Below are 25,318 nucleotides of genomic sequence, written 5' to 3'. Positions count from 1 at the left end.
GGTTGACAAGCACATCACGTCAACCTAAATTGACAGACATGAGCGATACGGCACAACTGGCATCCGACGCCGGCAGCCGCGATCCGGCCGTCGGCCTGCGGGCCGTACGGGCACTGCGGACACTGGTCGACCGGCTGGAGGCACTCCAGGTGGAGAACGCACGCGAGCAGGGCTGGTCCTGGCAGGAGATCGCGCACTGCCTGGAGGTCACCCGGCAGGCGGTGCACAAGAAGTACGCGGGTGGCCGAGGTTTACTGAGACGGGAGAGATAGCGATGTTCGAACGGTTCCATCACGATGCCCGCCAGGCGGTGGTCCTCGCCCAGGAGAACGCCCGCAAACTGCGGCACGACGTCATCGGCACCGAGCACATCCTGCTCGGCCTGCTCGCCCAGCCGGAAAGCGTCTCGGCGCGGGTGCTCGGCCGCCACGGCCTCGACCACGCCCGCGCCTACCGGTCGGTCACCCGCCTCACCCCCTCAAAGCCCGGCGACGCGCTCGACGCCGAGGCGCTGGAGTCGATCGGCATCGACCTGTCCGCCGTGCGGGAGAAGGTCGAGGCGACCTTCGGACCCGGCGCGCTGGACCGCAAACCCGACATCCAGCGGCGGGGCCGGCTGTTCGGCTTCCACGTCCCCTTCAGCCCTCGGGCGAAGAAGACCCTGGAGCTGTCCCTGCGCGAGGCCGTGAACCTCAAGCACAAGCACATCGGCGACGGCCACATCCTGCTGGGCATCCTGCGCGACGGCGGAGGGCGGGGCGGCGAGGTCCTGGCCGACGCGGGCATCGACGCCGCGACCCTGCGACGGGAGATCGTGAGCGAGCTCGGCCGTCCACCCGGAGGCCCCGGAGGACGCCGGCCCTGACGGGGGGCGGAAACCACACCCGGCACGTCACCGGCTCGGGACGGTGAAGGCGGCCACGCCCGGACACCGACGGCCTGGAACGGTGAAGGCGGAAACCACACCGGCCAGGGAAAACCGGAAAGCGGGAGCCGCGCCCGGTGTGGGGCGGCTCCCGCTTCCGGGAGATCTACTTCGCGGCTCGCAGGTAGTCGCGGTTCATCTGGGCGATGGTGTCCAGCGGGATGCCCTTGGGGCAGACCGCCGTGCACTCCCCGGTGTTGGTGCAGCCGCCGAAGCCCTCCGCGTCCATCTGCTCGACCATCGCCTTGGCGCGGGAGTCGCGCTCGGGCTGGCCCTGCGGCAGCAGGGCGAGGTGGGTGATCTTGGCAGCCGTGAAGAGGGAGGCCGAGCCGTTCGGGCAGGCGGCGACGCAGGCGCCGCAGCCGATGCAGGTGGCCGCGTCGAACGCCGAGTCGGCGTTGTCCTTCTTCACCGGGACGCTGTGCGCGTCGGGGGCCGATCCCGCGGGGACCGAGACGAAGCCGCCCGCCTGGATGATCCGGTCGAACGCCGAGCGGTCCACGACCAGGTCCTTCACCACCGGGAAGGGCGCCGCGCGCCACGGCTCGATGGTGATGACCGCGTTGTCCTCGAAGTGCCGCATGTGCAGCTGGCAGGTGGTGGTGGCCACCTGCTCGCCGTGCGCGACCCCGTTGATGACCATGCCGCACATGCCGCAGATGCCCTCGCGGCAGTCGTGGTCGAAGGCGATCGGGTCGTCGCCCTCCAGGATGAGCCGCTCGTTGAGGACGTCGAGCATCTCCAGGAAGGACATGTCCGGTGACACGTCCTCGACCCGGTAGTTGACCATACGGCCCTTGTCCTCGGGCCCCTTCTGCCGCCAGATCTTGAGAGTGAGGTTCACTTGTAACTCCGCTGGCTCATCTTGACGTACTCGTAGTCGAGATCTTCCTTGTGCAGGATCGGGCCCTGCTCCCCGTACTCCCAGGCGGCGACGTAGGCGAAGTGCTCGTCGTCGCGCAGGGCCTCGCCGTCGGCGTCCTGCGACTCGGCGCGGAAGTGGCCGCCGCAGGACTCGGTGCGGTGCAGCGCGTCGATGCACATCAGCTCGGCCAGGTCGAAGAAGTCGGCCACCCGCCCGGCCCGCTCAAGCGCCTGGTTGAGCTCCCCGGCCTCGCCGGAGACCTTCACGTTCTTCCAGAACTCCTCGCGCAGCTCGGGGATCCGCTCCAGGGCCTTGCGCAGCGACTCCTCGGTGCGCTCCATGCCGCAGTGGTCCCACATGAGCCTGCCCAGCTCGCGGTGGTAGGAGTCGGCGGTGCGGTCGCCGTCGTTCGACAGCAGCCTGGCGATCTTCTCGCGCACCGCGACCTCGGCCTCCGCCACGGCCTCCTCGTCGACCTCGCCGTACGGACCGTTCGCGAGGTAGTCGCCGATCGTGGTCGGCAGCACGAAGTAGCCGTCGGCCAGGCCCTGCATCAGCGCGGACGCGCCGAGGCGGTTGGCGCCGTGGTCGGAGAAGTTGGCCTCGCCGATCACGAACAGGCCGGGGATCGTGGACTGCAGGTCGTAGTCCACCCACAGGCCGCCCATCGTGTAGTGGACGGCCGGGTAGATGCGCATCGGCTGGGCGTAGGGGTCCTCGCCGGTGATGCGCTCGTACATCTCGAAGAGGTTGCCGTACTTCTTCTCCACCGCGTCGCGGCCCAGGCGGCGGATCGCGTCGGCGAAGTCGAGGTAGACGCCCAGGCCGCCGGGTCCGACGCCGCGGCCCTCGTCGCAGACGTTCTTGGCGGCGCGGGAGGCGATGTCGCGCGGGACCAGGTTGCCGAACGCCGGGTAGATGCGCTCCAGGTAGTAGTCGCGCTCCTCCTCGGGGATCTCCGAGGCCGGACGGCTGTCGCCCCGCTCCAGCGGCACCCACACGCGGCCGTCGTTGCGCAGCGACTCCGACATCAGCGTCAGCTTCGACTGGTAGTCGCCGCTGACCGGGATGCAGGTCGGGTGGATCTGGGTGTAGCAGGGGTTGGCGAACATCGCGCCGCGCCGGTGCGCCCGCCAGATCGCCGTGGTGTTGCAGCCCTTGGCGTTGGTCGAGAGGAAGAACACGTTGCCGTACCCGCCGCTCGCCAGCACGACCGCGTCGGCCAGGTGCCGCTCGATCTCGCCGGTGACCATGTCGCGGACGATGACGCCGCGCGCCCGGCCGTCGGAGACGATCAGGTCGAGCATCTCGTGGCGGGTGTGCATCTCGACGGTTCCCGCCGCGATCTGCCGCTCCAGCGCCTGGTACGCGCCGAGCAGGAGCTGCTGGCCCGTCTGGCCGCGCGCGTAGAAGGTGCGGGAGACCTGCGCGCCGCCGAAGGAGCGGGTGTCGAGCAGGCCGCCGTACTCGCGGGCGAACGGCACGCCCTGGGCCACGGCCTGGTCGATGATGTTCACGCTGACCTGGGCGAGCCGGTAGACGTTGGACTCGCGGGCGCGGAAGTCGCCGCCCTTGACCGTGTCGTAGAACAGCCGGTAGATCGAGTCGCCGTCGCCCCGGTAGTTCTTCGCCGCGTTGATGCCGCCCTGGGCCGCGATGGAGTGCGCGCGGCGGGGCGTGTCCTGGTAGCAGAAGGACTTGACGTTGTAGCCCAGCTCGCCGAGGGTCGCGGCGGCCGAACCGCCCGCGAGCCCCGTGCCCACGACGATGACGTTGAGCTTGCGCTTGTTGGCCGGGTTGACCAGCTTGGCGCCGAACTTGCGCTTCTCCCAGCGGTCCTCGATCGGGCCTTCGGGAGCCTTGGTGTCGCGGATCGGCGCGCCCTCCGTATATCCCGGATATCCCGCGTGTCCCGTGCTCATGCCCCGCTCACCGCTCCTCGCTCACCACGCGGAAGATCCGCTCCTCGTACGCCGGCTCCCCGCACACCCCGCGAAGGACCCGCCTCTCGTTCGTCGCACCGGAGATCGGCTCCCCGTACGCCGCCGCGCCCGGCTCCGCTCACTTGATCACTCCGACCGCGACCGCGACCGGGACCGCGAGGAAGCCGACGACCAGCAGGGCGGACAGCCCCGTGGCGGCGGCCCTCAGCGAGCGGTAGCCTCGGCGGCTCGCCAGGCCGAGCGTCTGGAAGGCGCTCCACAGGCCGTGGCGCAGGTGCAGGCCGACCATGACGACCGCGAACACGTAGAACAGGGTGACCCACCAGCGGGACGGCGCGAAGCCCTCGACGAGGCGCTCGTACGGGGTGGAGCCGGCACCGGCCGGGTTCGCCGCGCCGAACGTCAGGTCGAGCAGGTGGTAGACCACGAACAGCACGATGACGACGCCGCCGTAGCGCATCGTGTGGACCGCGTAGCCGTTCGCCCGGGACCTGCGCCTCGCCGCGTACCTGACCGGGCGGGCCTTGCGCGCCCGCCTGGCCAGCGAGATCGCCGCCCACATGTGCAGGCCGACCGCGACGACCAGTCCGATCTCGACGACGGTCAGCAGGGTGCGGTGCGGGAGGATCGGCTCGCCCATGGTCCGCAGGAAGGCCGCGTAGGAGTTGAAGGACTCCGCGCCGAAGAAACTCTTGAGGTTTCCGGCCATGTGCCCGACGAGGAAGAGCACCATCACGGCACCCGTGACGGCCATCACGGCCTTCTTGCCGTTGGTGGAACCCAGGAAACCGCCCCGCCGCCTGGGTCTCGTCGACTTCGCGGGGGCGTCCGCCGAAGGTTTCACCGGCGCGGTGGCGGATCCGCGCTCAATCGTGGCAGTCACGTTCATCACGCTAGGTAGGAGGGTTTACCACCGTCCAAGTCATCGAGGATGTGGTTTCCATAGCCTGCGGCTATCACCTCTGCGCTTCTGCCGCTTCCGGAGGCGCGACCGCCCCGCTGTGCGAGCAATCTCACAACTTCCTTATGCGGCAATCTCCCATTTTCTCCCGTGTCGCCGTCGGCCCCGAATCCAAGGCCGGAGGATCCATGCGCTATAAATACCCGCACGTCCGGTATGTCCCGACAGGCATCCGCCCCCGGCGACCCCCTACGCTTGGGAAACGTGCAGCTCCAGCAACTCGCCTACTTCGTGGCGGTCGCCGAGGCCCGCCACTTCACCCAGGCCGCCGAGAGGATGCGCGTCGCCCAGCCCTCGCTGAGCAAGCAGATCAAGGCCCTGGAGGCCGAACTCGGCGCGTCGCTGTTCAGCCGCGCCCGGGGGAACGTCACGCTCACCCCCGCGGGCGAGGCCCTGCTCCCGCTGGCCCGCAGGATGCTGGCCGACGCCGAGACCGCGAGAAGCGAGGTCGGCGAGCTGGTGGGACTGCGCCGCGGCCGGGTCCGGCTGGGCGCGACCCCCTCGCTCTGCGCCGGGCTGCTCGCCGACGCGCTGGCCAGGTTCCACCACGCCTACCCCGGCATCGAGCTGTTCGTGGAGGAGGGCGGCTCCCGCGACCTGGTCCGCACCCTCGCCCGGGGCCAGCTCGACCTGGCGTTGATCATCATGCCGCTGCACAACGACGATCCCGCCCTCGTCACCGAGGAGATCCTGCGGGAGAACCTCGTCGTCGCCTCCCCCTCCGACGACCACCCCCGCAAGCCGTACGCGCGCATCGAGGAGCTGCGGCGGCGGCCGATGGTGATGTTCAGGCGCGGGTACGACCTGCGGGAGGCCACGCTCAGCGCCTGCAGGCAGGCCGGGTTCGAGCCCATGTTCGCGGTGGAGGGCGGCGAGATGGACGCCGTGCTGCGCTTCGTCGAGGCCGGGCTGGGCGTCGCCCTGGTCCCCTCGATGGTGCTGGACGGTCGTCCCGGACTGGCGGGCACCCCCCTGGCGCCCCCCGGACTGCGCCGCACCATAGCGATCGCGCACCGCAAGGACGTCGAGCCCACCCGGGCCGCCCAGGCCTTCCGCGCGACCCTGCTCCGCTTCCTCACCGAGGCCGCCCGCGACGGCAGCCTTCCGCAGGGGGTCGACCTGATCACCGAGAGCTGACGGTGCAGGAGGAGGCGGGAGCTTTGCCGCGTTCCCATGTGCGGAGCAGGCACGACGGCGGCCGGTGGATCAAGGTGACTGATCAACACCCTCTAAGTGCCGGTGTCGCACTATTCTACGTAGCGTCGACAGGTTCTCCCGATCAACGAAGAGGCGTCAGTGACCGCCCCCGCCAATGAAACGCTCACGCTCCTCCTCATCGAGGACGACGCGGGCGACGCCTTCCTCGTGGAGGAGCTGCTCAGCCAGGCGGACAACCCCCCCAAGATCATTTGGGTGCGCAGCCTGGCCGAGAGCCTGGAGCGCCTCACCGAGGACGTGCGATGCGTGCTCGTCGACCTCTCCCTGCCCGACGCGACCGGTCTTGAGGCACTGGAGCAGGTGCTGTCGATGGCACCGCACGCCGCCGTGCTCGTGCTGACCGGTCTGAACGACACCCACGTCGGTGTGGAGGCCGTCGCCGCCGGCGCGCAGGACTTCCTGGTCAAGCAGGACGTGGAGGCCCGCCTGCTGGCGCGGGCGATCCGCTACTCGATAGAGCGCAAGCGCGCCGACCTGGCCCAGCGCAGGCTGGTCCAGGCCGAGCTGCTCACCAAGGAGAACTCCCGCCTCGAACGCGGGCTGCTGCCGGTCCCGCTGCTCACCACCACGGTCCTGGACCACCACGCCCGCTACCTGCCAGGACGCAGGCGCGCCCTTCTCGCCGGTGACTTCTGGGACACCGTGCAGAGCCCCGACGGCGCCGTCCACGTGGTGGTCGGCGACGTGTGCGGGCACGGCCCCGACGAGGCCGCGCTGGGGGTCGCGCTCAGGATCGCCTGGCGGACCCTGGTCCTGGCCGGGCACACCGGCAACGAGTTGCTCACCACCCTGGAGTCGGTGCTCCGCCTGGAGCGCAAATCCGCGGAGATCTTCACCACCCTGTGCATCGTCACGATCGATCCCACGCTCAGCACCGCGCGGATGCACGTGGTCGGCCATCCGCCGCCGCTGCTCATCCGCGACGGCGAGATCGGCGTGGTGCCGGGCACCCCCTCGGGACCTCCGCTGGGGATCTTCCAGGGCATCGAGTGGTCGGAGATCGACGTCGAACTCGGCGACGACTGGTCGCTGCTGCTCTACACCGACGGCCTGATCGAGGCCACCGTGGGCGGCGGACCCGACCTGCTCGGCACCGAGGGCCTGCTCAGGCTCGTCCAGGAGCAGGGCGGGATCGAGCTCGACCGCCTCATCGAGCGCGTCGTCGAGCTGAACCGCGACGCGCTCAGCGACGACCTGGCGACCGTGCTCATCTCCAGGAACGGGAAGTGATGGCCGCCCGCTCCGACCGTTCCAGTCCGCGTCCTCTGCCCGCGTTCACCCCCGGTCGCGGGTTCGGGAACCTGCCGGTCGGACGCTGGTTCGCGTTCGCCGGGGTGGGCGTCGCGCTGGTCTTCATGATCTCGGCCGCCGTCACGGTCAACGCGATCGAGGAGACACGGGAGGCGAAGGAGGCGCTGGTCGACGTCGTCGACCCGGCGGCGCTGCGCCTGCTGGAGATCTCCAACACACTGACCTCGCAGGAGAGCTCGGTACGGGCCTACGGCAGGACCAACGAGGAGATCTCCCTCCAGGAATACCGCAAGGCGATCACCGCGGAGGAGAGCGCGCTGGGCACCCTCACCGCGCTGCTCCCCAGGATGCCGGAGGGGCAGGCGGTCGGCGCCGAGGTGGCCGAGCTGAAGGCCGCGGGAGAGGCCTGGCGGCGCGACTACGCCGAGAGGGTCATCGCCGCCGTGCCGACCCTCAAGACCGACGCGGCCCGGCAGAACGCCTCCGTCAACGCCACCCGCTTCAACGAGGTGCGCCAGTCCCTCGCGGTGCTCCAGAGACACCTGAACCAGCTGCACGACGCCGGTGTCGTACGGCTCGACGCCGGCTGGCAGGCCCTCTACGTCGCGCTCGTCGGGGTGGCCGCGGCACTCGTCGTGGCCGGGATCGCCGCGGTGCTCATCGTGCGGTACGCGGTGCTCCGCCCGCTGGCGGAGCTGAACCAGCAGGTCCGCGCGGTCGCCCAGGGAGACTTCGACCACAGGCTCAAGGTCGAGCGCCCCGCCGAGCTGTCGGAGCTGTCGGGCCACGTCGACGCGATGCGCCGCCGCATCCTCGCCGAGTGGCGCCTGTCCTCGGAGACGCAGCGCAAGCTGGAGGACCAGGCCGCGGAGCTGAAGCGCTCCAACGGCGAGCTCGAACAGTTCGCCTACGTGGCCAGCCACGACCTGCAGGAGCCGCTGCGCAAGGTCGCCAGCTTCACCCAGATGCTGGACCAGCGCTACGGCGACCAGCTCGACGAGCGCGCCAAGCAGTACATCGCCTTCGCCGTCGACGGCGCCAAGCGCATGCAGATGCTCATCAACGACCTGCTCGACTTCTCCAGGGTCGGCAGGATGGGCGGCGAGCGCACCGGGATCGACGCCACCGTGCCGCTCAGGGCCGCGCTGAACAACCTCGGCGCGACCATCGAGGACAGCGGCGCGACGGTGACCCACGACGAGCTCCCCGAGGTGCTCGGCAACCGTGCCCAGCTGACCCAGCTCTTCCAGAACCTCATCGGCAACGCGATCAAGTTCCATTCGCAGGACCCACCGGTGATCCACATCGGGGTGCGGCGCGACGGGGACATGTGGGAGTTCTCCTGCACCGACAACGGCATCGGCATCGACAGTAAGTACACTGACCGCATCTTCCTGATCTTCCAGCGCCTGCACGGACGGGACGTGTACGCGGGCACGGGCATCGGGCTGGCACTCTGCAAGAAGATCGTCGAATATCACGGTGGCCGGATCTGGGTCGACTCGGAAAACGGGGGAAGCACCCGGAGCGCCGGAACCACCGAAGTCACCGAGCCCGGTGAGAACGTCGAGAAGGCCCCGAGACGGGGTACGACCTTCCGCTGGACCCTTCCCACAGGAGATTTGGATGAATGACCTGCGCTGGATCGACGTGCTCCTGGTCGAGGACGACCCGGGCGACGTCCTGCTGACGCGGGAGGCGTTCGAGCTCAACAAGGTCCGCAACAAGCTGCACGTGGTGAACGACGGCGAGCAGGCCATGGCCTTCCTGCGCAAGGAGGGCGACTACGCCGACGCACCCAGGCCCGACCTGATCCTGCTCGACCTCAACCTGCCCAGAAAAGACGGCAGGGAGGTGCTCCAGGACATCAAGGCCGACGAGAAGCTCCGCGGGATCCCGGTGGTCGTGCTCACCACGTCGGAGTCCGAGGAGGACATCCTGCGCAGCTACAACCTGCACGCCAACGCCTACGTCTCCAAGCCGGTCGACTTCGACCAGTTCATCAGCGTGGTCCGGCGGATCGACGACTTCTTCGTGACCGTCGTCAAACTGCCCAGCTCCAACCAGCACTACTGACGGCCCGCGAGGGCGCGGGCGTGGGGATCGCATCGGTCGCCGGTGCCGCGTACTCGTCCGACGGCCCGCGAGGGCGCGGGGATGGACGAAGTCAGGGGTTGTCCTTTCGCCACATCTGTGCCTCCGGCCCGCCGAGACCTCCCTGTGATCGTCCACCTCGTGAGACGTCGCAGGCGAGGTACCCTTGGCAGACGAACGTGACAGGAATCACACCGGGGTAGTGAAATTGTGAGAGACCCCTTGCACACAACCCCTGGGGTCCGTCGTAACGTATCCCCCACCAATAAGCGCGCGCACGTGTGAGCCCGGCGCGACGATGGCCCGGACGCGCGGCACGACTGATACAACCCGGACACCTGGGCGAGCGGGGTCCGCGGGAGGTGGAGAGGTCTCGATGACCCAGACAACGGCCGAGAGCCCGGCCAGAAGGCAACGTGCGCAGATCAAGGAGCGCACTCTGCGAACGGACCAGTGGTGGCGCTATCCGCTGGTCACTTTCATCATCTTCACGGCATTCCTCGTCTACGCCACGTGGGCGATCTTCGATACAAGCTACTTCACGGCGCCGTACCACGCGCCGTTCGCGTCGCCCTGTCTGGCGACGAGCTGTCCGCCGGGCGCACGACTGTTCGGCCTCGCGCCCTTCGGCGACTGGTACACCCTGCCTCCCGGCCTGCTCATCCTCGGCCTTCCCGCGGGCTTCCGCTTCACCTGCTACTACTACCGCAAGGCCTACTACCGGGGGTTCTGGCTCTCGCCCCCGGCCTGCGGGGTGAACGAGCCGCACAGCAAGTACACCGGTGAGTCGCGCTTCCCGCTCATCCTGCAGAACGTCCACCGCTACTTCTTCTACGCGGCCATCGTCATCGGCCTCGTCCTCGCGCACGACGCGGTGAAGTCGCTGATCGAGAGGCCCGGCGGTCTGGGCACCTGGATCCTGGTCGTCAACGCGGTGCTGATCAACCTGTACACCCTGTCGTGCCACTCCTGCCGGCACATCACGGCCGGGCGCCTGAACCACTTCTCCAAGCACCCGATCCGTTACCGGGCCTGGGGATTCGTCTCCAAGCTCAACGCCAAGCACTCGCAGCTCGCGCTGATCTCCATGTTCTCCGTCATGGGCGCCGACCTGTACGTGCGCCTGGTCGCCAAGGGCATCATCGCCTTCCCGTTCGCATAAGGATCACCTGTGGAAATCGAGCGTCACGAATACGACGTCGTCGTCATCGGCGCCGGCGGTGCGGGGCTGCGGGCGGCCATCGAGGCCCGCCAGCAGGGCAAGCGGACGGCGATCGTCTGCAAGTCCCTGTTCGGCAAGGCGCACACGGTCATGGCCGAGGGCGGCGCGGCCGCCGCGATGGGCAACGTCAACAGCGACGACAGCTGGATGGTGCACTTCCGCGACACCATGCGCGGCGGCAAGTTCCTCAACAACTGGAGGATGGCCGAGCTGCACGCCAAGGAGTCCCCCGACCGGGTCTGGGAGCTGGAGGCGTGGGGCGCGCTGTTCGACCGCACCAAGGACGGCAAGATCAGCCAGCGCAACTTCGGCGGGCACGAGTACCCGCGGCTCGCGCACGTCGGCGACCGCACGGGCCTGGAGCTGATCCGCACCCTGCAGCAGCGGGTGGTCGCGCTCCAGCAGGAGGACGAGAAGACCCACGGCGACGCCGAGGCGTACATCAAGGTCTTCCAGGAGTGCACGGTCACCCGCCTGCTCAAGGAGACGGGTCCCGGCGGGAGCGGCGCGATCTCCGGGGCCTTCGGCTACTGGCGGGAGAACGGCAAGCTCATCCTGTTCGACGCCCCCGCGATCGTGCTCGCCACCGGCGGCATCGGCAAGTCGTACGTGGTCACGTCCAACTCGTGGGAGTACACCGGCGACGGCCACGCGCTCGCCCTGCTCGCCGGCGCGAAGCTGATCAACATGGAGTTCATCCAGTTCCATCCCACCGGGATGGTCTGGCCGCCCTCGGTGCGGGGCATCCTCGTCACCGAGTCCGTCCGCGGTGACGGCGGGGTGCTGAGAAACTCCGAGGGCAAGCGCTTCATGTTCGACTACATCCCGGACGTGTTCAAGGACAAGTACGCCACCACCGAGGAGGAGGGCGACCGCTGGTACACCGACCAGGCGAACAACCGCCGCCCTCCGGAGCTGCTCCCCCGCGACGAGGTCGCGCGGGCCATCAACTCCGAGGTGAAGGCGGGCCGCGGGTCACCCCAGGGCGGCGTCTATCTCGACGTCTCCACCCGTCTCCCGGCCGCCGAGATCGTCAAGCGGCTGCCGTCGATGCACCACCAGTTCAAGGAGCTGGCGGACGTCGACATCACCAAGGAGGCCATGCAGGTCGGCCCGACGTGCCACTACATCATGGGCGGCGTCGAGGTCGACGCCGACACCGGTGCGGCGGACGTGCCCGGCCTGTTCGCGGCCGGTGAGGTCTCCGGCGGCATGCACGGCTCCAACCGGCTGGGCGGCAACTCGCTGTCGGACCTGCTGGTGTTCGGCCGCCGCGCGGGCGCCGGAGCGGCCTCGTACGTGGACGGTCTCGCGGCCCGGCCGACGATCTCCGAGGAGTCCGTGGCCGAGGCGAGCGCGGAGGCTCTCGCCCCGCTGGAGCGCACCGGCGAGAACCCGTACGAGGTCCACCACGAGCTGCAGCGGACGATGAACGAGCTGGTCGGCATCATCCGCAAGGCCGAGGAGGTCTCCGAGGCGCTGGAGGCGGTGGAGAAGCTCAAGGAGCGGGCCCAGGGCGTCGGCGCGGCCGGCAACCGCATCTACAACCCGGGCTGGCACCTCGCCCTCGACCTGCGCAACATGCTCCTGGTCTCGGAGTGCGTCGCGAAGGCGGCGCTGCTGCGCCAGGAGAGCCGCGGCGGTCACACCCGCGACGACTTCCCCGGCATGTCGCCCGAGTGGCGGGCCAAGATCCTGCGCTGCTCCCTCACCCCGGACGCCTCCGGCATCACGGTGGAGGAGAAGGTGCAGCCTCCGATGCGGGACGACCTCATCACGCTGTTCGACCGGGACGAGCTGAAGAAGTACATCACCGAGGAAGAGCTGGCCGCCTTTGACGCGCTGGCCGAGGAGTAACCATGAGTTACAAGGCGAAGTTCCGCGTGTGGCGGGGCGAGGGCGGCGAGGGCAAGCTTGAGGACTTCACGGTCGAGGTGAACGAGGGCGAGGTCGTCCTCGACATCATCCACAGGTTGCAGGCCACCCAGGCTCCCGACCTCGCCGTCCGCTGGAACTGCAAGGCCGGCAAGTGCGGCTCGTGCTCGATGGAGATCAACGGCAAGCCGAAGCTGGGCTGCATGACCCGGATGTCCACCTTCACCGAGGAGGAGACGATCACCGTGACGCCCATGCGGACGTTCCCGGTGATCAAGGACCTCGTCACGGACGTGTCGTTCAACTACCAGAAGGCCAGGGAGATCCCGTCCTTCACCCCTCCGGCCGACGTGAAGCCGGGCGAGTACCGCATGCAGCAGATCGACGTCGAGCGGTCCCAGGAGTTCCGCAAGTGCATCGAGTGCTTCATGTGCAACAACGTCTGTCACGTCATCCGCGACCACGAGGAGAACAAGACCAACTTCGCCGGTCCGCGCTTCCTGATGCGGATCGCCGAGCTGGACATGCACCCGTACGACGTGGCCGACCGCAAGGACTCCGCCCAGGAGGAGCACGGCCTCGGCTACTGCAACATCACCAAGTGCTGCACCGAGGTCTGCCCCGAGCACATCAAGATCACTGACAACGCGCTGATCCCCATGAAGGAGCGCGTCGTCGACCGGAAGTACGACCCGCTGGTCTGGCTCGGCAACAAGATCTTCAAGCGTTCCAGCTCGAAGACCTGACCTTCCCGCGTCTCACGGCGTCGTCCACGGGCTCTCCCGGGGACGGCGCCGTTCGCGCTTTTTCACGGGCTTCAGGGCCTTCCTCCCGGCCTAAGGCTTCAGGGCCTTCGTACGGGCTCTCCCGGCCTGACCTTCAGGGCCTTCGTAGAGCCCTCCCTGCCGCCGTCTCCGGGAGCTTCGTACGGGCTCCCGGAGGCCTCAGTCCCGCCACAGTCGCCGAGTCTGCTTCCGCATGACGTCGTCGGCGCGGACGGCGAAGTCGTGAATGACCGTCAGCTCCGCGTCGCTGTAGTCCGCGGCGAGATCGGCGTAGGCCCGGTTGAGGTCCCCCAGGATCTCCTGCAGCGCGCGGTAGGGGCCCTCGCGCACCAGCTCGACGAGCACGCGGCGCCGGTCGGCGGCATCCCGGCCGCGGCGCACGTACCCCGCTCTCTGCAGGCGGTCCACCACCGCGGTGATCGCGCCACCGCGTGTCAGCCCCAGCCGTACGGCCAGGTCGTGGGGAGTGAGAGGGCCCTCCTTGTCGAGGAGGGCCAGGCAATTGAAGTCGGTCACGTTGATTCCGGCCCGGCCTGCCACACCGACGTGGAACAGCACCGAACGCATCGCCGTCAGACGTCCCTGATCGGACACGGCCATGATCATCTCTTTGCGGGCTTCCGGCTCCGTTGACACGGCGCCCCCTCTTTCCGTTCTCTTCAAAACGGAGAGACCCCAAATCAGAGAGTCTCTCTCATGCGACAAAGAGTGGCCGACCCTCCCGCGGGAGGATGCCCGCTCCTCCTGCCCAAACCGGCTCGCCCCTATCACGTCGAAACCGAATCATCTTCGGCATCGCCCCGAGGGCGGCCTTCCCGGACAACGCGCCGCTGTCCGCGCCCCGGCCGCGCCGCCCTGCCCACGGCTGCCCGCCGCGTCCACGACCGAGCGGCGGACGGCACAGGCCATCGTCGCCGCGCTCGGAAGGGCGGGGCGGGTCAGGTGGAGCGGCGGAAGAGACCGCGCTTCTTCTTGCCGGAGCCCTTACCGGAATCCTTGTCCGAGGACTTGCCGGTCTCCCGGCCGGGAATCGGATAGATCGCCGTCGAGCCGGGACCCGCGGGAGGCTGGTCGCCGCCGGGACGTGCCTCACCGGGACCGTCCTCGCCCGGCCCCTGACCGGGACCGTCCTGAGGCTGGGGTCCGAAGGTCATGACCTCGCCCTTCGACCCGCCCAGGTCGCCCTGCGGCTCCCGCCCCGACGGCGGGATGCCGTCCTTGAGGGGCCGGTCCTGCGAGGGAACCTGACCGGGAGCGTCATCGGTGACGGCCGGCCGCAAGTCGTCCAGCGGGTCGTCGCCCGGCCTGCTCCTGGCGGGCTCCTGCGGGAACGGCGCACCGGGGAACTCCGGCGCCCCCTGCGGGAGGCGTCCCTCACGGGAGTCCTGGCCGGGGTGCGGGGTGCCCTGGAAGGCCGCCACGCCGCCCTGAGGCGCCGGACCGTCCTGAAGCGTCGGGCCTTCCTGGAGCGTCGGGCCGTAAGGCGACTGACCGGGGGGCACGGGATACACCTGGCCGGTCCGCGGGTCGTACGGGGCACCGTGGCCGGTGGCCGGGGGCTGCTCGTGACCGGGCGCGGGCATGTACGCCGTCGTCTGGTCGTACCCGTGGGGATACTGCTCGGGGGTGTAGCCCTCCGGGTAGACCGGGGCGTACATCTGCATGGGCACGAAGCTGATGATCGGCGCGTAGGCCGTACCGCCCTGGTAGGGGCCGGCGGCGGCGTAACCGGGACCGCCGGGGTAGGCCATCGGGTCCATGCCGCGCGGACCGGCCCTGCGGATCGCCGCCGCGTGGGCCATCCGGCGCAGCCTGCCCTCGAAGATCAGCACGGCGAACAGCACCAGCAGCACCAGGATGAGCGCCGGGATGCCGAGCTGACGGCTCAGCGTGGCCCCGTCGAACTCGGAACCCGCGTTGCGGATCTCGTACACGGAGGTGCCCGAGGAACTCTGGTCGAGCGTGGCCGTGTCGGACGGCGTGGGATCGGCGGCGGGAAGCTGCTGGTTCGGGTCAGGGGTGGTCTGCGGGAACTGGGGTTCGCTGTTCTCCGTGTTCTCCGGCGTGTTGGCCCCGGCGGTCGGGACCACCGGGGGCGGCTCCTGGACCGGCGGCGGCGCGACCGCCGTCTCCGGCGGAGGCGGAGGGGCTGCCGTGGTCTTCGTGGGCTTGGGCTTCGGCGACGCCGGGACGGTTATCGTGGTCGTCACCGTCTCCTGCGGCACCTCGGGATCCTCGGTGACCGTGACGGTGACGACCGGCGTGGGCTCCTCACAGGGACCCGCGGGATCGACGTCACACCCCTCGACCTGCGAGGGTTCGATGACCATCGTCCTGACGGTCGCGCCGGCCGCGGAGGATCCGGCGAACGGCGCCACGGCGAACAGAACGACGCCGCTGAGTCCGACGGACATCGCGACGGCGGAGAACGCTGCCCTGCGCCGTGCTCGCGTCACCGGTGTCCTCCGTGCAATCAACCATGAACACGCCAAAGAAATACTAGTCGGGCAAAAATAACAGTAATCCGCGTTTTACAAAACGTGTCGCGACCGACGACGCCGCTGGATCCTCCGCTGCAGCCACAGAAGGCCGAGCAACGTCCCCACCCCCGCACCTACCGCCGGGAGACCCGTCGCCCCTGTCAGTACCGGGCTTGACTCGGCGACCGGCTGGACCTGACCGCTCGGACCGTCGAGATCCTGCGGCAGGGGCGCCCCCTGCGGACGCGAATCCTGTGAGACGGGGACCTGCGCGGCGGGGAAGGGACCCGCCTGCGGCAGCTGGAGACCGTTCGCGAGCCCCGGCATCTGACCCGCTCCCGCCATGCCCATCGAGATCGGCGGCGTCATGGCCCCCGGTACGCCGGGCTGAACGCCCGGCGCCTGCGGCCCGCCAGGCTGCCCCGCTCCCTGCCCGCCGGGAACCATCGGGCCGCCCACCGGCCCACCGGGACCCTGTTGCGGCACGCCGGGCTGTCCCGCCGGCCCCGGTTGCCCGATCCCCGGGTAGCCGGGAGGCATCGGCTGCCCCATGCCCTGTCCGGGCACGGCGGGCTGTCCGATGCCCGGGTAGCCGGGAGGCATCGGCCCGACCATCGGCCGGCCCGCTCCCGGGCCGGCGGCCTTCTTCCCGTTTCCCGGGTAACCGGGATAGAGGGGACCCATCTGCTCCAGGCCCGGTCCCATCTGCGGGAGAACCGGCTGACCGGGTCCCGTCTGCGGCATTCCAGGCAGCCCGGCCCTCTGCCCGCCGGGACCCGCCTGCCGCAGGAGAGCCCGCGGGTTCACTCCCTGCTCGCGCGCACCGGGCCGACCGGCCGCGTGCCGCTGCCCGCGCGCCTTCCGCCCGGCCGCCTTGCGGCCCGTCTGGACACCCGTGGCCGAGTGGTTCCTGCCGTTCTGCCCTTGGAGGGCGGGGGGCTCGGGCGCTCCCGCCGGCGGTATGGCGATCGCTCCTTGCCCCGGTGCCGTTCCCTGTCCCGGCACCGCCGTACCGGCCTCCGGCGCGGCCCCCTGAGCCGCGGCGCCGTCCGGAAGCCGTGTTCCCTCCTGCGGACGACCGGGAGGAAGCGGGGCCGTATGACGACCGGGAGGGAGCGGGACTGCGGGGCGACCGGGAGGGAGCGCGGCGGCCGAGCCACCGGGAGGAAACGGGGCCGCGGGGCGACCGGGAGCCGCCCCTTCGGGAACCCGGGCGGGGGCCACCGGAGACCCGGCCTCCCCGCGCCCGCCCGGCACCGTGTCCCGCGTCTCGTGGGAGGCCGCCGGACCTCCCGTCGCCCCCGGGGCGCCGGGAAGCGCGCCCGTCCGCGGGTTCACGGGCGCCCCGGCTCCCCGCGACGTTCCCTGATCGGCGGTGGCTCCGGCGGCGTTCGCCCCCGCGTCAGGACCCGAAGCGGGCGGCGCGACGAACGCCTTCCCGGCGAGATCGAGAAGGAACGCCGACATGCGCTGTTCGGCCCTCTGCGCCTCCGAGACATCGGGTGCGCCCAATGGTGCCTCCCCCGACTCCTCGGCCGTCTGGGGCACCTTGAGGACCATGCTGGCGGCACCTGGAGCTCCCACACCGCCGCGGGGCTCGGCGGGCCTCGCCTCCCGCGCGACGCGGGCGTGCTCCAGCGTCTCCGGCACCTCGGCGGCACCCCCGCCTCGCCGCATCACCGCGTCCGTGCTCTTGATCGTGTTCTGGGCCCGCTGGCTCACCGTCTTGCCGTCGGGGCCGATCGTCCGGGCCAGGGCGGACACCGTGAGATCACGCGGGCGCTCCGGCAGGGCGAGCAGCACGTCGACGGAGCCGCCCTCGGCGGGCAGGGCTCCGACCACGCACACCCCCGCCCCCTTCGGGAGGGGCGCCGACGACCTGGTCTCCTCCGGGCACTCGATGCCCCTGAGCGCCTCGGCGGGGGTCGTCAGGACCGCGAGCCGGGCGTCGGTGCCCGGCCCCCGCAGCCGGATCCGGTAGCGGATCACCCGCTCGGCGCCGCTCCCCCGTGCCCACGCGCCCGAATCGGCCACGGTGGTCAGGTCGAGGGGCGACGGGGCCGACTCGTCCAGCTGAACGGCGTACACCCCCGAGGCTCCGAGGACGAGCACTCCCGCTCCGACCGCTGACACGAACCCAGCACCACGCCACCTTAAGGTCACCGCATATCTCCGTTCCCCGGGTACGGACACGCGACATCGCCACGTCCAGTAGCAGTTATGTCACGCTGCGGAGTTGATCAATCCTTATTGAACCGACCTTGCCCATCGTTGAGGCGACCTTGTACCGCCCGGACGATTGGCAGGTCCGCGGGGAGCCACGCCACGTCGTAGAGCTCGCTCTCGGCCAGCCAGCGCAGGTCCAGATGCTCCTTCGCCTCGGGCCTGCCCTCGGCGACCACCGCGAGCCAGACCCGCAGGACGTAGCCGCCGGCGAGCGCCCAGTCGCCCCCGACGCGCTCGCCCACCTCGATCAGCACGCCGAGCTCCTCCTGGCACTCCCTGACCAGTGCCGTGTGCTCGTCCTCGCCCGGATCGACCTTCCCCCCCGGCAGCTCCCACCCTCCGGCCAACTCCGGCGGATCGGCACGCTGGGCGGCGAGCAGTCTCCCGTCGCCGTCGACGATGGCGGCGCCCACAACGACCTTTTCCATGGTTCTCGATTCTGTCAGCCCTGCTCCCGTGTCTTGAGTTGCGCGAGAACCTGGGGGTGTCGCAGCGGCCGGGTGAACCCCACGATCCCGGTGCGCTCCCGGTAGGTGGTGACCTTGATCGGCCCGCACAACCGGCACCTCGCCTCGACCATCTTGCCCGGGGAGACCACCAGCCCCACGTGGCCGGGACGGTCCGGGCCCGTTCCCGGACCGGAGTTGAAGAAGACGAGGTCTCCGGCCTGCTCCTCCCCCGCGGGAACCTCCACCCCGAACGGCCACTGGCCGAACGTGGTGCGCGGGATGGTCAGGCCGACGCTCCGGTAGGCCATGTAGATGATCCCCGAGCAGTCGTAGCCCGCGGGACCCGTACCGCCCCAGATGTAGGGCTTGCCGCGCTGGGCGAGCGCGTACTCCAGGATCGCGGCCACCGTGCTCGTCGGCGCCGCCTCCAGCATGGGCTCGTCACAGTCTTCGTCCGCCTCCGGCGGTACGGTGACCTCTCCGTCCTTGGCGTACTTTTTGGCGATCTCCATCACCTGGTCGACGTACCACCAGGCGCGGTTGTAGACGAACAGCGAACGTCGCACGTCCTCCGGCGCGCCGTTCCGCTTCAGCATCTTCGCCGCGCCTAGGATGGCGTCCGCCGGGTTGTACACGTCGGCCCAGCCGTCTCCGTCGCCGTCGGAGGCGTAGCCGTTGAACGTGGACGGGATCTTGATCTTGGCCTTGCCGCCCCACGTGCTGATGAGAAACTGCATCGGCCCGGCCGCGCCCGCGTAGTTGGTGCCGCTGCGCACCCCGGGGAGCGTGGAGCGTCCGTGGTTGGTCTCGCGCTTGCCGACCCCGGCGAGCACGTTCCACTGCACGCCGACCTTCTTGCCGTGCTCGCGATACAGCTTCAGATACTCCTCGGGGATGTCGGACGTCGCGGTCTCCGACTGGTCCTCCGCCGCCCCGTCGCCCTCTCCGCACTCGGGCTGCTGCGCCGCCCCGCCGGTGATCGACGGGAAGGAGGGGAACCCACTGATCATCATCATCGGCGCCATGATCAGCGTGATCAGGCAGAGCGCGGCGACTCCGAGGATCAACGCGAGGCGGACGGGCTTGTTGTTCCTCATGCCACCCCGCCGCCCATCTCATCCCGCCGGTACGCGGCCCCGCCCGCTCGCTCCCGTCCGTACGCGATCCCGCCGCTCATCCGGTCCCGCCGGTGGCGCCGCTCTCGACGGGCTGGTCGTCCCCCTCCTGGCCGGAGTCCGCGGGCTGGAGATCGTGGACCCGCCATTCCGCGCCGGCCTGGATGAGCGTGACGGCGTACTCAGCGGTCCGCTCGTTCGCCCCGCTCCTCGCCGTGACGTTCTGGGTGCCGACGACCACGAAGGTCACCGAGGCGCTGTCGATCTGCCGGATCCCCTTGACCCGCGCCGTACCGATCGACACGATCTCGTCGGCCTTGTTCGCCTCGACGGTGCCCGGTGAGGTGACGGTCCGCAGCAGCGTCCCCGAGAACTCCGCCGTGACGTATCCCTTGAGGCGGTCGCCGTAGACCGCCGGGTCCTCGTCGTAGCTGAACGTGCCGTACTCGGCGGTGAAACGCTGCGCGTAGTCGGCCGCCGCGGCCAGCTCCTGCTTGGTCATCGGCAGGTAGGAGTAGACGTCGAAGGGCGCGTTACTCGCCGTCGCCGCCGGACGGGCCGGCTCCTCCGCCGCCTCCTGCCCAGCCGCCACCGTACGGGTGACACCGGCCGGCTGCCCCGGCCCCTCACTGGTGTCCGGCCACATGGTCAGGTAGACGCCGACAACGGCGAGTATCACGACCAGCACCGCGAAGACGGCTCCCCGCCGACTGCCTCCCTCGACCACGGTCAGTCCTTGTCGCGGTTGGACGAACGCAGCCAGAACGGCGGCGGCTCACCGGCCTCCCCGCCGCGCTCCACCCGCCGGGTGATCCAGAGCGGGGGCGCCTCGGACGACCTGCCTCCGGAGTCGCGGTTTCGTGAGCCACCGGAGCCCCGGGAGCCGCCGAAGATGCTTCCGCCCGACCCCGAGCCTCCCGACCCCGAGGAGCCGCGGGAGGAACCTCCGCCGTTACGCGATCCCGAGCCCGAGCCGCCCCGCGAGGAGCCGGATCCCGAGGACCCCCGGGACGAACCGCCGCCGCCGAAGATGCTCCCACCGGAACGACCGCCGCCGCCCGAGGAGCCCGAGGAACCGGACGACCTGCCGGGCGCGGGCGCCGAGGGCCGCACCGCGGGGGCGGAGGAACCCGACGACCTGCCCGCCGAAGAGGATCGGCCGCCCGAGCCTCCCTGCGGAGCCCAGCCGCCGGAACGGCCGCCGAACCAGCCTCCCGAGGAGCCCGTCCCTCCCGAGCCGCGTCCCGAGGATCCTCCGGACCTGGTCGGAGGCGCGCTGCCTCCCGTACCGGCTCCGGAGAGGTTGAGCGGCGGCGCCGCGCCGGCGCGGGCCGCGGTGACCGGTCTGCCGGTGCCCTTGCGCCTGCCCGCGGCCTGGGCGTCGGTGTCGAGGGGCGCCGGTTGGGCGCCGGTCGGCACCCGGGTGCCCGACGGCGTGTTCGGCGTGGCACCGCCCTCCTCGCCACGGACCCTGCCCTGGGCGACCGCTGCCGCCGCGGCCGCGCCGACCGAGGCTCCGCCGACCATCGCGGCCGCCTGCAGCACCGGCTCGGCCTTGCGCATCCCCCACCGGCCCGCCCTGACCGCCGCGACCGGCGGCAGCGCGGACGCCGCCCGCTGCAGGGTCGGCGCGGACGCCGCGTCGCCGAGCATCCGGGTGGTGAGCGTGTGCCCGTCCATGGACGAGAACAGGTGCTGGAACGGCCTCCGGTAGAAGAACACCGCGATCGTGAGGATCGCCATGAACATGACCTGCATGCCCCACGGCATCGCGGTGGAGATGATCAGGGCGTAGCCGTAGACGAGTATGCCGAGGACGAGGGCGAGCACCGCCTGTCTGAGCAGGGTGCCGATCAGCATCTCCACCCAGCGCATGGCGATGATCCGCCCGGATCCCGGATGGACGCCGATCAGCAGGAAGACCGGAGCGAGAATGAGCAGCAGCAGGAACCCGACCTTGAGCACCAGCAGCGAGACCGCCACCAGGAAGATCAGCAGTCCCGCGACCACCGCGGCCATGAAGGCGCCGATCGCGACCCCCAGGCGGTTCGTCCAGTCCTTGCCCTGGAAGAGGGGGAAGTACGGCGTGTTCTGCAGCTTGTCGGCGATCTCCGTCTCGTATCGCGCCTGGTGGGAGCCCGCTTCAGGCACCTGCTGGGCCTTCAGCTCGGTCGCGTCGATCGTCTGGATCTCCAGCAGCTTGGCGCCGAATATCTTGATGATGGGGGCCTCGGGGTCGGCCGTGCCGAACTGGCCCATCAGCCACGGTTTGCAGACCAGTGTGGACCAGAGCGCGTCGGCGTTCTGCTCGACGCCGGGCACGCCGCTCTGCCCGTATCCGCCGCCCTGAACCTGCGGGTTCGCCTCACCCGGTGCGGGCAGGCAGGAGGTCCCGCCCGCGCCCGGCAGCCCGGCGAAGGCGGAGTTGACCACCTCGCCGGTCTTGTCGGTGACGATCTTGCCCATGCCCGTGAGGTCGCCGGGGCGGCTGAAGAACCAGACGGCCACCGTGACCGCGAGGACCATCCAGATGACGCCCTCGGCGGTGGTGGTGGCGCGTTTGCGGATCAGCCCGTACCAGGCGAGCCAGATGGCGCCGAGGATCACCAGCGGCCGCAGGTACGGCCAGTACATGGCGTCGGCCAGACGGACCACGATGTCGTCGACGACGTTCTTGATCGATTCCAGCGGGCCCTCGGTGGCCGCCGCCTGGTAGGTCGTGATGGTCAACCGGTCCAGCGCCTTCGCCCACAGGAAGACCGTGTTCGCCATCGCGTTGCCCATCACGGCCGCGATGTCGTCGCAGCCGAGCAGGTGGGTGTGCCAGAACTGGCCGCTCATGCCGTACGTCGCGTAGTTGCCCTGGGCCGCCGCCGGGGCCTGTGCCGCGGGGGCGCCCGTCGCGGGCGGGTCGGGAAGCGGCGGCTGGATCAGGCCGTCCACGCCTCCGGCGACGATGTCGGGTGACAGGTCGGGAGACATGTCACAGGGAGCCGCGGCGACGGCCGTGGACGTGTCGCCGGGGAACGCCAGCGGCAGCGCGAGGAAGGCGGCGAGCACGACCAGCCCGATCGCGATCCGCCTGCCCAGCCGTCCCCTGCGGGAACCCGGGCGAGAGCCCGTTGTGCCTCGGGCCTCACGAAGCCCTCGGACCTCGCGAAGCCCGCGAATGCCACGGAGCCCTCGGAGCTCGCGGAAGCCACGGAGCCCTCGGAGACCCTTCGGCCCTCCGAGTGGCCGTCTCCCGCGAAAGCCCTCGAATCCCTTAAGGGAGCCTTTCATGACCGCACCTCCAGCGCCGCAGCCCCCGGCCTACCGACTCTGTCGCCCCCAGGAAGATCATGCACTTTCTCGTCGGGTTTGTCGTGGGTCGGATTCGTGTCGAGCCAACGCAGCAGCTCGTCCGAGATCAGGTCCACCCCGATACGGCCCGCGCGACCGTCCAGATCCCGGAAGACGCATTCGCCGTTACCGAGTGAGCGCAGCACCGCCTTGTGCTCCTCGGAGGGCTCGACCCCGAGCAGCGCCATCACGTGCTCCACCTCGACCCGCTCCGTGGAGCGGAAGGCGAAGACCGACGACAGGCAGTTCGTCACCTGCTCGCTCAACAGGTCGCCGGCGTTCTGCGAGACCAGGACCAGCGCCGTGTTGCGGGAGCGGCCCATCCGGCTGACCTCGGGCACCAGCTTGGCCCCCTCGGGGGTGGAGGTGATCGCCCACGCCTCGTCCAGGAAGATCGCCTTGGGCGTCCGCCGGTCCAGGCCGTTCATCAGACCCCGCGCGAACTGCGCGACGAGATAGAGCAGCGCCACCGACAGCCTCTGCTCGTAGGAGTAGTCGTCGCGGCCGGTGGAGGCGTCGGGCAGCGTCAGACCGCCCAGGGTGAAGACCGTGGTCCAGCCCTCGGTGTCGATCTGGTCGCCGCCCGAGGGGTCGAAGCAGAGCCTGGCCAGATGCATGTCCGACATGGAGCGGAGCACCGCGCCCAGGTTCTTGGAGGCGGCGTCCTCGGTCTGCTCAAGGAAGTCGACGACCTTGCCCAGCGACGGGTCCTGGCCGTTGGAGACCGCGGCGACCGCCTGGATCATCGCCGACTCGCGTTCCTCCGACATGCGAGGCAGCAGCAGACGCAGGGTCTCGGTGGCCATCGTCTTCTTGGCCGCCAGGTCGTCACCGAACGAGAACGGGTCGAGCAGGCCGGGAGCCGCCGAGCCGAGCGGGATGATCCGCGCCTTCCTGCCCCGCTTCTGCAGCAGCTGCACCAGCGACTCGGCGTCGCCCTTGGGGTCGATCACCGCGACCGTCACCCCGCGCAACGCCATCTGGTAGATCATCAGCAGCGCGAGCGTGGTCTTGCCTCCGCCGGGCTCGCCGGTGATGGCGATCGCCGTCGGCCGGTTGCGCGTCGCCGCGACCAGCGGGTCGAAGTGCACGATGCTGCGCGCCCTGCCGAGGGTCTCCCCGACGTACGGGCCCATCCAGCCGGAGCCGCCCTCGTCCGTCCGGTCGCCCAGGTCGACGGTGGCGGTGGCCATGCCGCCCGCGATGGTGCGCAGCGGCTGCCGCTGCGCGTAGGCGTTCACCCGGACCCGCTCTCCCGGCAGCGTCTCGCAGAACAGCGAGAACTGGTCGCCGGTGGAGTTGACGATGTCGATGCCCATGTCGCGGTAGTGCTCCACGACCGCCTCGACCCGCTGCACGCAGATCTCCTCGGTCGGGGCCGACACGATCAGGCGGTGCCAGCCGTACACGAACGGCAGACGCTCCTTGGTGATGCCGTGCTCCAGCATCCTGGCCGCGTCGATCTGCTCGGCGAGCGCGAGCGGCGCCTCGGCGCCCGCCTCACGGATGTGGATGTCCATGTCACGGGCGTGGGCGAGCTTGCGCGCGACGTCCTTGCTCGCCTTGACCGGCGGGATCAGCCGCATCCTCGAACTGATCTCCACCGGGAAGGGCAGCTGGTCGGCGAAGTGCATCCAGGGCTCGCCGTCGGGGAAGGGCATGAGGTCGGGGAAGCGGGCGAAGGACATGTGCGCGACGTAGGAGTCGCCCTGCGGCTGCTCGATCCGCAGCAGCGCCCTGCCGTTGTGGATCTGCCCCTCGACGAGGGACTCGATCTCCCCCTGCCCCCAGCGGCGCTTGGGACTCGCCGAGGCCGGGGGGTCGCCGAGGGAACCGGTCGTGGCGTGCTGGAACAGCCAGGCGAGCTCGACGGAGGTGGCGTGCCTGGCGTACAGCGCGCTCGCGGACAGCGCCCTGCCCAGCCGCTCCGCCTGCTCGGACCACTTGGCGATCTCCGCCTTGGGGACGTGGTCGTCCTCGATGCCCAGGGCCTTCTCACTGCGCTGGTAGAAACCGAAGAGCTGCGAGAGGACCCCGGTGCCCAGCTGCCGCCCGCGCGTGCCGAGCCGCACGCCGAGATAGACCTCCTTGGTCCAGAAGTCCTTGGCCCAGACGTGGCGATACATGTCCTCCAGGTAGTCGCGCCAGCCCGGCCCCTCGTCGGAGGTGGCGTTCAGCGCCATCGCCCACTCGGCGGCGGGGTAGGTGCGGTGCGCCACCCGCAGGTGGACCTCGGCGTCGGGCATGCGGATGGCGGCGAGCGCGATCGTGATGTTGGTGGCGAGCGCCTCCCGCTCCTCGGGGGTGATGAACTCGTAGCTCACGGTGGGAAGCCTGAAATAGGCCCAGACCGACGAGTCGGTCAGCAAAATCCGATCGTCGAAGTATCGGACGGCGAGGCGGCTGCGCGCCTGGGAGGCACGGCTCACGACCCCTCCTCCATCGCGCGCGTGGCCCTGGCTCCGCGGCCTCCGGACCCCTCGCCGATCCGGATCCCACGGCGTCCGCTCATCCGGACCCCGGCCTGCCCGCTCACCACCCGCACCTCGTCTCGCCCGCTCACCGCA

At 70.2% G+C, this 25,318-nt stretch carries 21 protein-coding genes; 9 read left to right on the top strand and 12 right to left on the bottom strand.

From position 1 onward, the window contains the following. Positions 1–38: 38 nt before the first annotated feature. Positions 39–272, top strand: a complete 234-nt coding sequence (locus AB0B90_RS21970) for an RNA polymerase subunit sigma-70 (protein WP_329085846.1) — start codon at positions 39–41, stop codon at positions 270–272. 2 nt (positions 273–274) lie between these two features. Further along, positions 275–865 carry a Clp protease N-terminal domain-containing protein gene (locus tag AB0B90_RS21965; protein WP_362924354.1) on the top strand — a complete coding sequence of 197 codons (591 nt, stop codon included), beginning with the start codon at positions 275–277 and terminating at the stop codon, positions 863–865. A gap of 166 nt (positions 866–1,031) precedes the next feature. Here AB0B90_RS21965 and AB0B90_RS21960 read toward each other — a convergent pair whose 3' ends face one another. From AB0B90_RS21960 to AB0B90_RS21950, 3 genes are all read right to left on the bottom strand, one after another. After that, positions 1,032–1,769 carry a succinate dehydrogenase/fumarate reductase iron-sulfur subunit gene (locus tag AB0B90_RS21960; protein WP_362924352.1) on the bottom strand — a complete coding sequence of 246 codons (738 nt, stop codon included), beginning with the start codon at positions 1,767–1,769 and terminating at the stop codon, positions 1,032–1,034. Further along, complete coding sequence (locus AB0B90_RS21955) at positions 1,766–3,712, bottom strand: fumarate reductase/succinate dehydrogenase flavoprotein subunit (RefSeq protein WP_362898997.1); 1,947 nt, start codon at positions 3,710–3,712, stop codon at positions 1,766–1,768. The genes AB0B90_RS21960 and AB0B90_RS21955 overlap by 4 nt, the downstream gene beginning before the upstream one ends. Before the next feature lie 139 nt (positions 3,713–3,851). Then, positions 3,852–4,616, bottom strand: a complete 765-nt coding sequence (locus tag AB0B90_RS21950; RefSeq protein ID WP_362924350.1) for a succinate dehydrogenase cytochrome b subunit — start codon at positions 4,614–4,616, stop codon at positions 3,852–3,854. A gap of 282 nt (positions 4,617–4,898) precedes the next feature. On the opposite strand from AB0B90_RS21950, the gene AB0B90_RS21945 reads away from it, so the two are divergent. The 7 genes from AB0B90_RS21945 (at position 4,899) to AB0B90_RS21915 (ending at position 13,100) form a co-directional block, all read left to right on the top strand. Further along, a complete protein-coding gene (locus AB0B90_RS21945) occupies positions 4,899–5,831 on the top strand; it encodes a LysR family transcriptional regulator (RefSeq protein WP_350947938.1) in 933 nt (310 codons plus the stop codon). Positions 5,832–5,990: 159 nt separating this feature from the next. Further along, positions 5,991–7,142, top strand: coding sequence for a SpoIIE family protein phosphatase (locus tag AB0B90_RS21940; protein WP_350947939.1), 1,152 nt, complete (start codon positions 5,991–5,993; stop codon positions 7,140–7,142). Beyond that, positions 7,142–8,797, top strand: coding sequence for an ATP-binding protein (locus tag AB0B90_RS21935; RefSeq protein ID WP_350947940.1), 1,656 nt, complete (start codon positions 7,142–7,144; stop codon positions 8,795–8,797). Before AB0B90_RS21940 ends, AB0B90_RS21935 begins: the two co-directional genes overlap by 1 nt. Further along, positions 8,790–9,239, top strand: a complete 450-nt coding sequence (locus AB0B90_RS21930) for a response regulator (protein ID WP_350947941.1) — start codon at positions 8,790–8,792, stop codon at positions 9,237–9,239. Before AB0B90_RS21935 ends, AB0B90_RS21930 begins: the two co-directional genes overlap by 8 nt. Before the next feature lie 394 nt (positions 9,240–9,633). Beyond that, on the top strand, positions 9,634–10,419 hold the full coding sequence (locus tag AB0B90_RS21925; protein WP_362898988.1) for a hypothetical protein: 786 nt from the start codon (positions 9,634–9,636) through the stop codon (positions 10,417–10,419). Positions 10,420–10,428: 9 nt separating this feature from the next. Further along, the gene (locus AB0B90_RS21920) at positions 10,429–12,336 is read left to right on the top strand and encodes a fumarate reductase/succinate dehydrogenase flavoprotein subunit (RefSeq protein WP_350947943.1); all 1,908 of its coding nucleotides are present in this window, start codon (positions 10,429–10,431) and stop codon (positions 12,334–12,336) included. A 2-nt stretch (positions 12,337–12,338) separates the two neighbouring features. Further along, entirely contained in the window at positions 12,339–13,100 is a 762-nt protein-coding gene (locus AB0B90_RS21915) for a succinate dehydrogenase/fumarate reductase iron-sulfur subunit (RefSeq protein ID WP_350947944.1), read from the top strand. 198 nt (positions 13,101–13,298) lie between these two features. On the opposite strand, the gene AB0B90_RS21910 is transcribed toward AB0B90_RS21915, so the two are convergent. The 9 genes from AB0B90_RS21910 to AB0B90_RS21870 all read right to left on the bottom strand — a co-directional run bounded on the left by AB0B90_RS21910 (position 13,299) and on the right by AB0B90_RS21870 (position 25,314). Beyond that, positions 13,299–13,739, bottom strand: coding sequence for a MarR family transcriptional regulator (locus AB0B90_RS21910; RefSeq protein WP_350947945.1), 441 nt, complete (start codon positions 13,737–13,739; stop codon positions 13,299–13,301). Between the two features lie 338 nt (positions 13,740–14,077). Next, positions 14,078–15,595 (bottom strand): hypothetical protein, encoded by a 1,518-nt coding sequence (locus AB0B90_RS21905; RefSeq protein ID WP_362924347.1) that lies wholly within the window; start codon positions 15,593–15,595, stop codon positions 14,078–14,080. 75 nt (positions 15,596–15,670) lie between these two features. Then, entirely contained in the window at positions 15,671–17,752 is a 2,082-nt protein-coding gene (locus tag AB0B90_RS21900; protein ID WP_362924345.1) for a hypothetical protein, read from the bottom strand. 107 nt (positions 17,753–17,859) lie between these two features. Further along, a complete protein-coding gene (locus AB0B90_RS21895) occupies positions 17,860–18,273 on the bottom strand; it encodes a (deoxy)nucleoside triphosphate pyrophosphohydrolase (protein ID WP_350947948.1) in 414 nt (137 codons plus the stop codon). A 14-nt stretch (positions 18,274–18,287) separates the two neighbouring features. Beyond that, positions 18,288–19,391, bottom strand: coding sequence for a bifunctional lytic transglycosylase/C40 family peptidase (locus tag AB0B90_RS21890; protein ID WP_362924343.1), 1,104 nt, complete (start codon positions 19,389–19,391; stop codon positions 18,288–18,290). A 76-nt stretch (positions 19,392–19,467) separates the two neighbouring features. Further along, positions 19,468–20,136: a hypothetical protein gene (locus AB0B90_RS21885; RefSeq protein WP_350947950.1), complete on the bottom strand. Its 669-nt coding sequence runs from the start codon at positions 20,134–20,136 to the stop codon at positions 19,468–19,470. A 2-nt stretch (positions 20,137–20,138) separates the two neighbouring features. Further along, a complete protein-coding gene (locus tag AB0B90_RS21880; protein WP_362924340.1) occupies positions 20,139–22,691 on the bottom strand; it encodes a type IV secretion system protein in 2,553 nt (850 codons plus the stop codon). Beyond that, positions 22,688–25,180 (bottom strand): ATP-binding protein, encoded by a 2,493-nt coding sequence (locus AB0B90_RS21875; protein ID WP_350947952.1) that lies wholly within the window; start codon positions 25,178–25,180, stop codon positions 22,688–22,690. The genes AB0B90_RS21880 and AB0B90_RS21875 overlap by 4 nt, the downstream gene beginning before the upstream one ends. Next, on the bottom strand, positions 25,177–25,314 hold the full coding sequence (locus tag AB0B90_RS21870; RefSeq protein ID WP_350947953.1) for a hypothetical protein: 138 nt from the start codon (positions 25,312–25,314) through the stop codon (positions 25,177–25,179). Before AB0B90_RS21870 ends, AB0B90_RS21875 begins: the two co-directional genes overlap by 4 nt. Between the last annotated feature and the right edge of the window lie 4 nt (positions 25,315–25,318).

The sequence above is a fragment of the Streptosporangium sp. NPDC049078 genome (assembly GCF_040648855.1).
Taxonomy (GTDB): Bacteria; Actinomycetota; Actinomycetes; order Streptosporangiales; family Streptosporangiaceae; genus Streptosporangium.
This window is presented reverse-complemented; position numbering and strand designations above follow the sequence as displayed.

What these genes read in the sequence shown, in the direction of transcription:
- AB0B90_RS21970 (WP_329085846.1), top strand. Translation starts at nt 39, where the DNA reads ATGAGCGATACGGCACAACTGGCATCCGACGCCGGCAGCCGCGATCCG.
- AB0B90_RS21965 (WP_362924354.1), top strand. Translation starts at nt 275, where the DNA reads ATGTTCGAACGGTTCCATCACGATGCCCGCCAGGCGGTGGTCCTCGCC.
- AB0B90_RS21955 (WP_362898997.1), bottom strand. Translation starts at nt 3,712, where the DNA reads ATGAGCACGGGACACGCGGGATATCCGGGATATACGGAGGGCGCGCCG.
- AB0B90_RS21935 (WP_350947940.1), top strand. Translation starts at nt 7,142, where the DNA reads ATGGCCGCCCGCTCCGACCGTTCCAGTCCGCGTCCTCTGCCCGCGTTC.
- AB0B90_RS21930 (WP_350947941.1), top strand. Translation starts at nt 8,790, where the DNA reads ATGAATGACCTGCGCTGGATCGACGTGCTCCTGGTCGAGGACGACCCG.
- AB0B90_RS21925 (WP_362898988.1), top strand. Translation starts at nt 9,634, where the DNA reads ATGACCCAGACAACGGCCGAGAGCCCGGCCAGAAGGCAACGTGCGCAG.
- AB0B90_RS21915 (WP_350947944.1), top strand. Translation starts at nt 12,339, where the DNA reads ATGAGTTACAAGGCGAAGTTCCGCGTGTGGCGGGGCGAGGGCGGCGAG.
- AB0B90_RS21910 (WP_350947945.1), bottom strand. Translation starts at nt 13,739, where the DNA reads ATGGCCGTGTCCGATCAGGGACGTCTGACGGCGATGCGTTCGGTGCTG.
- AB0B90_RS21895 (WP_350947948.1), bottom strand. Translation starts at nt 18,273, where the DNA reads ATGGAAAAGGTCGTTGTGGGCGCCGCCATCGTCGACGGCGACGGGAGA.
- AB0B90_RS21890 (WP_362924343.1), bottom strand. Translation starts at nt 19,391, where the DNA reads ATGAGGAACAACAAGCCCGTCCGCCTCGCGTTGATCCTCGGAGTCGCC.
- AB0B90_RS21880 (WP_362924340.1), bottom strand. Translation starts at nt 22,691, where the DNA reads ATGAAAGGCTCCCTTAAGGGATTCGAGGGCTTTCGCGGGAGACGGCCA.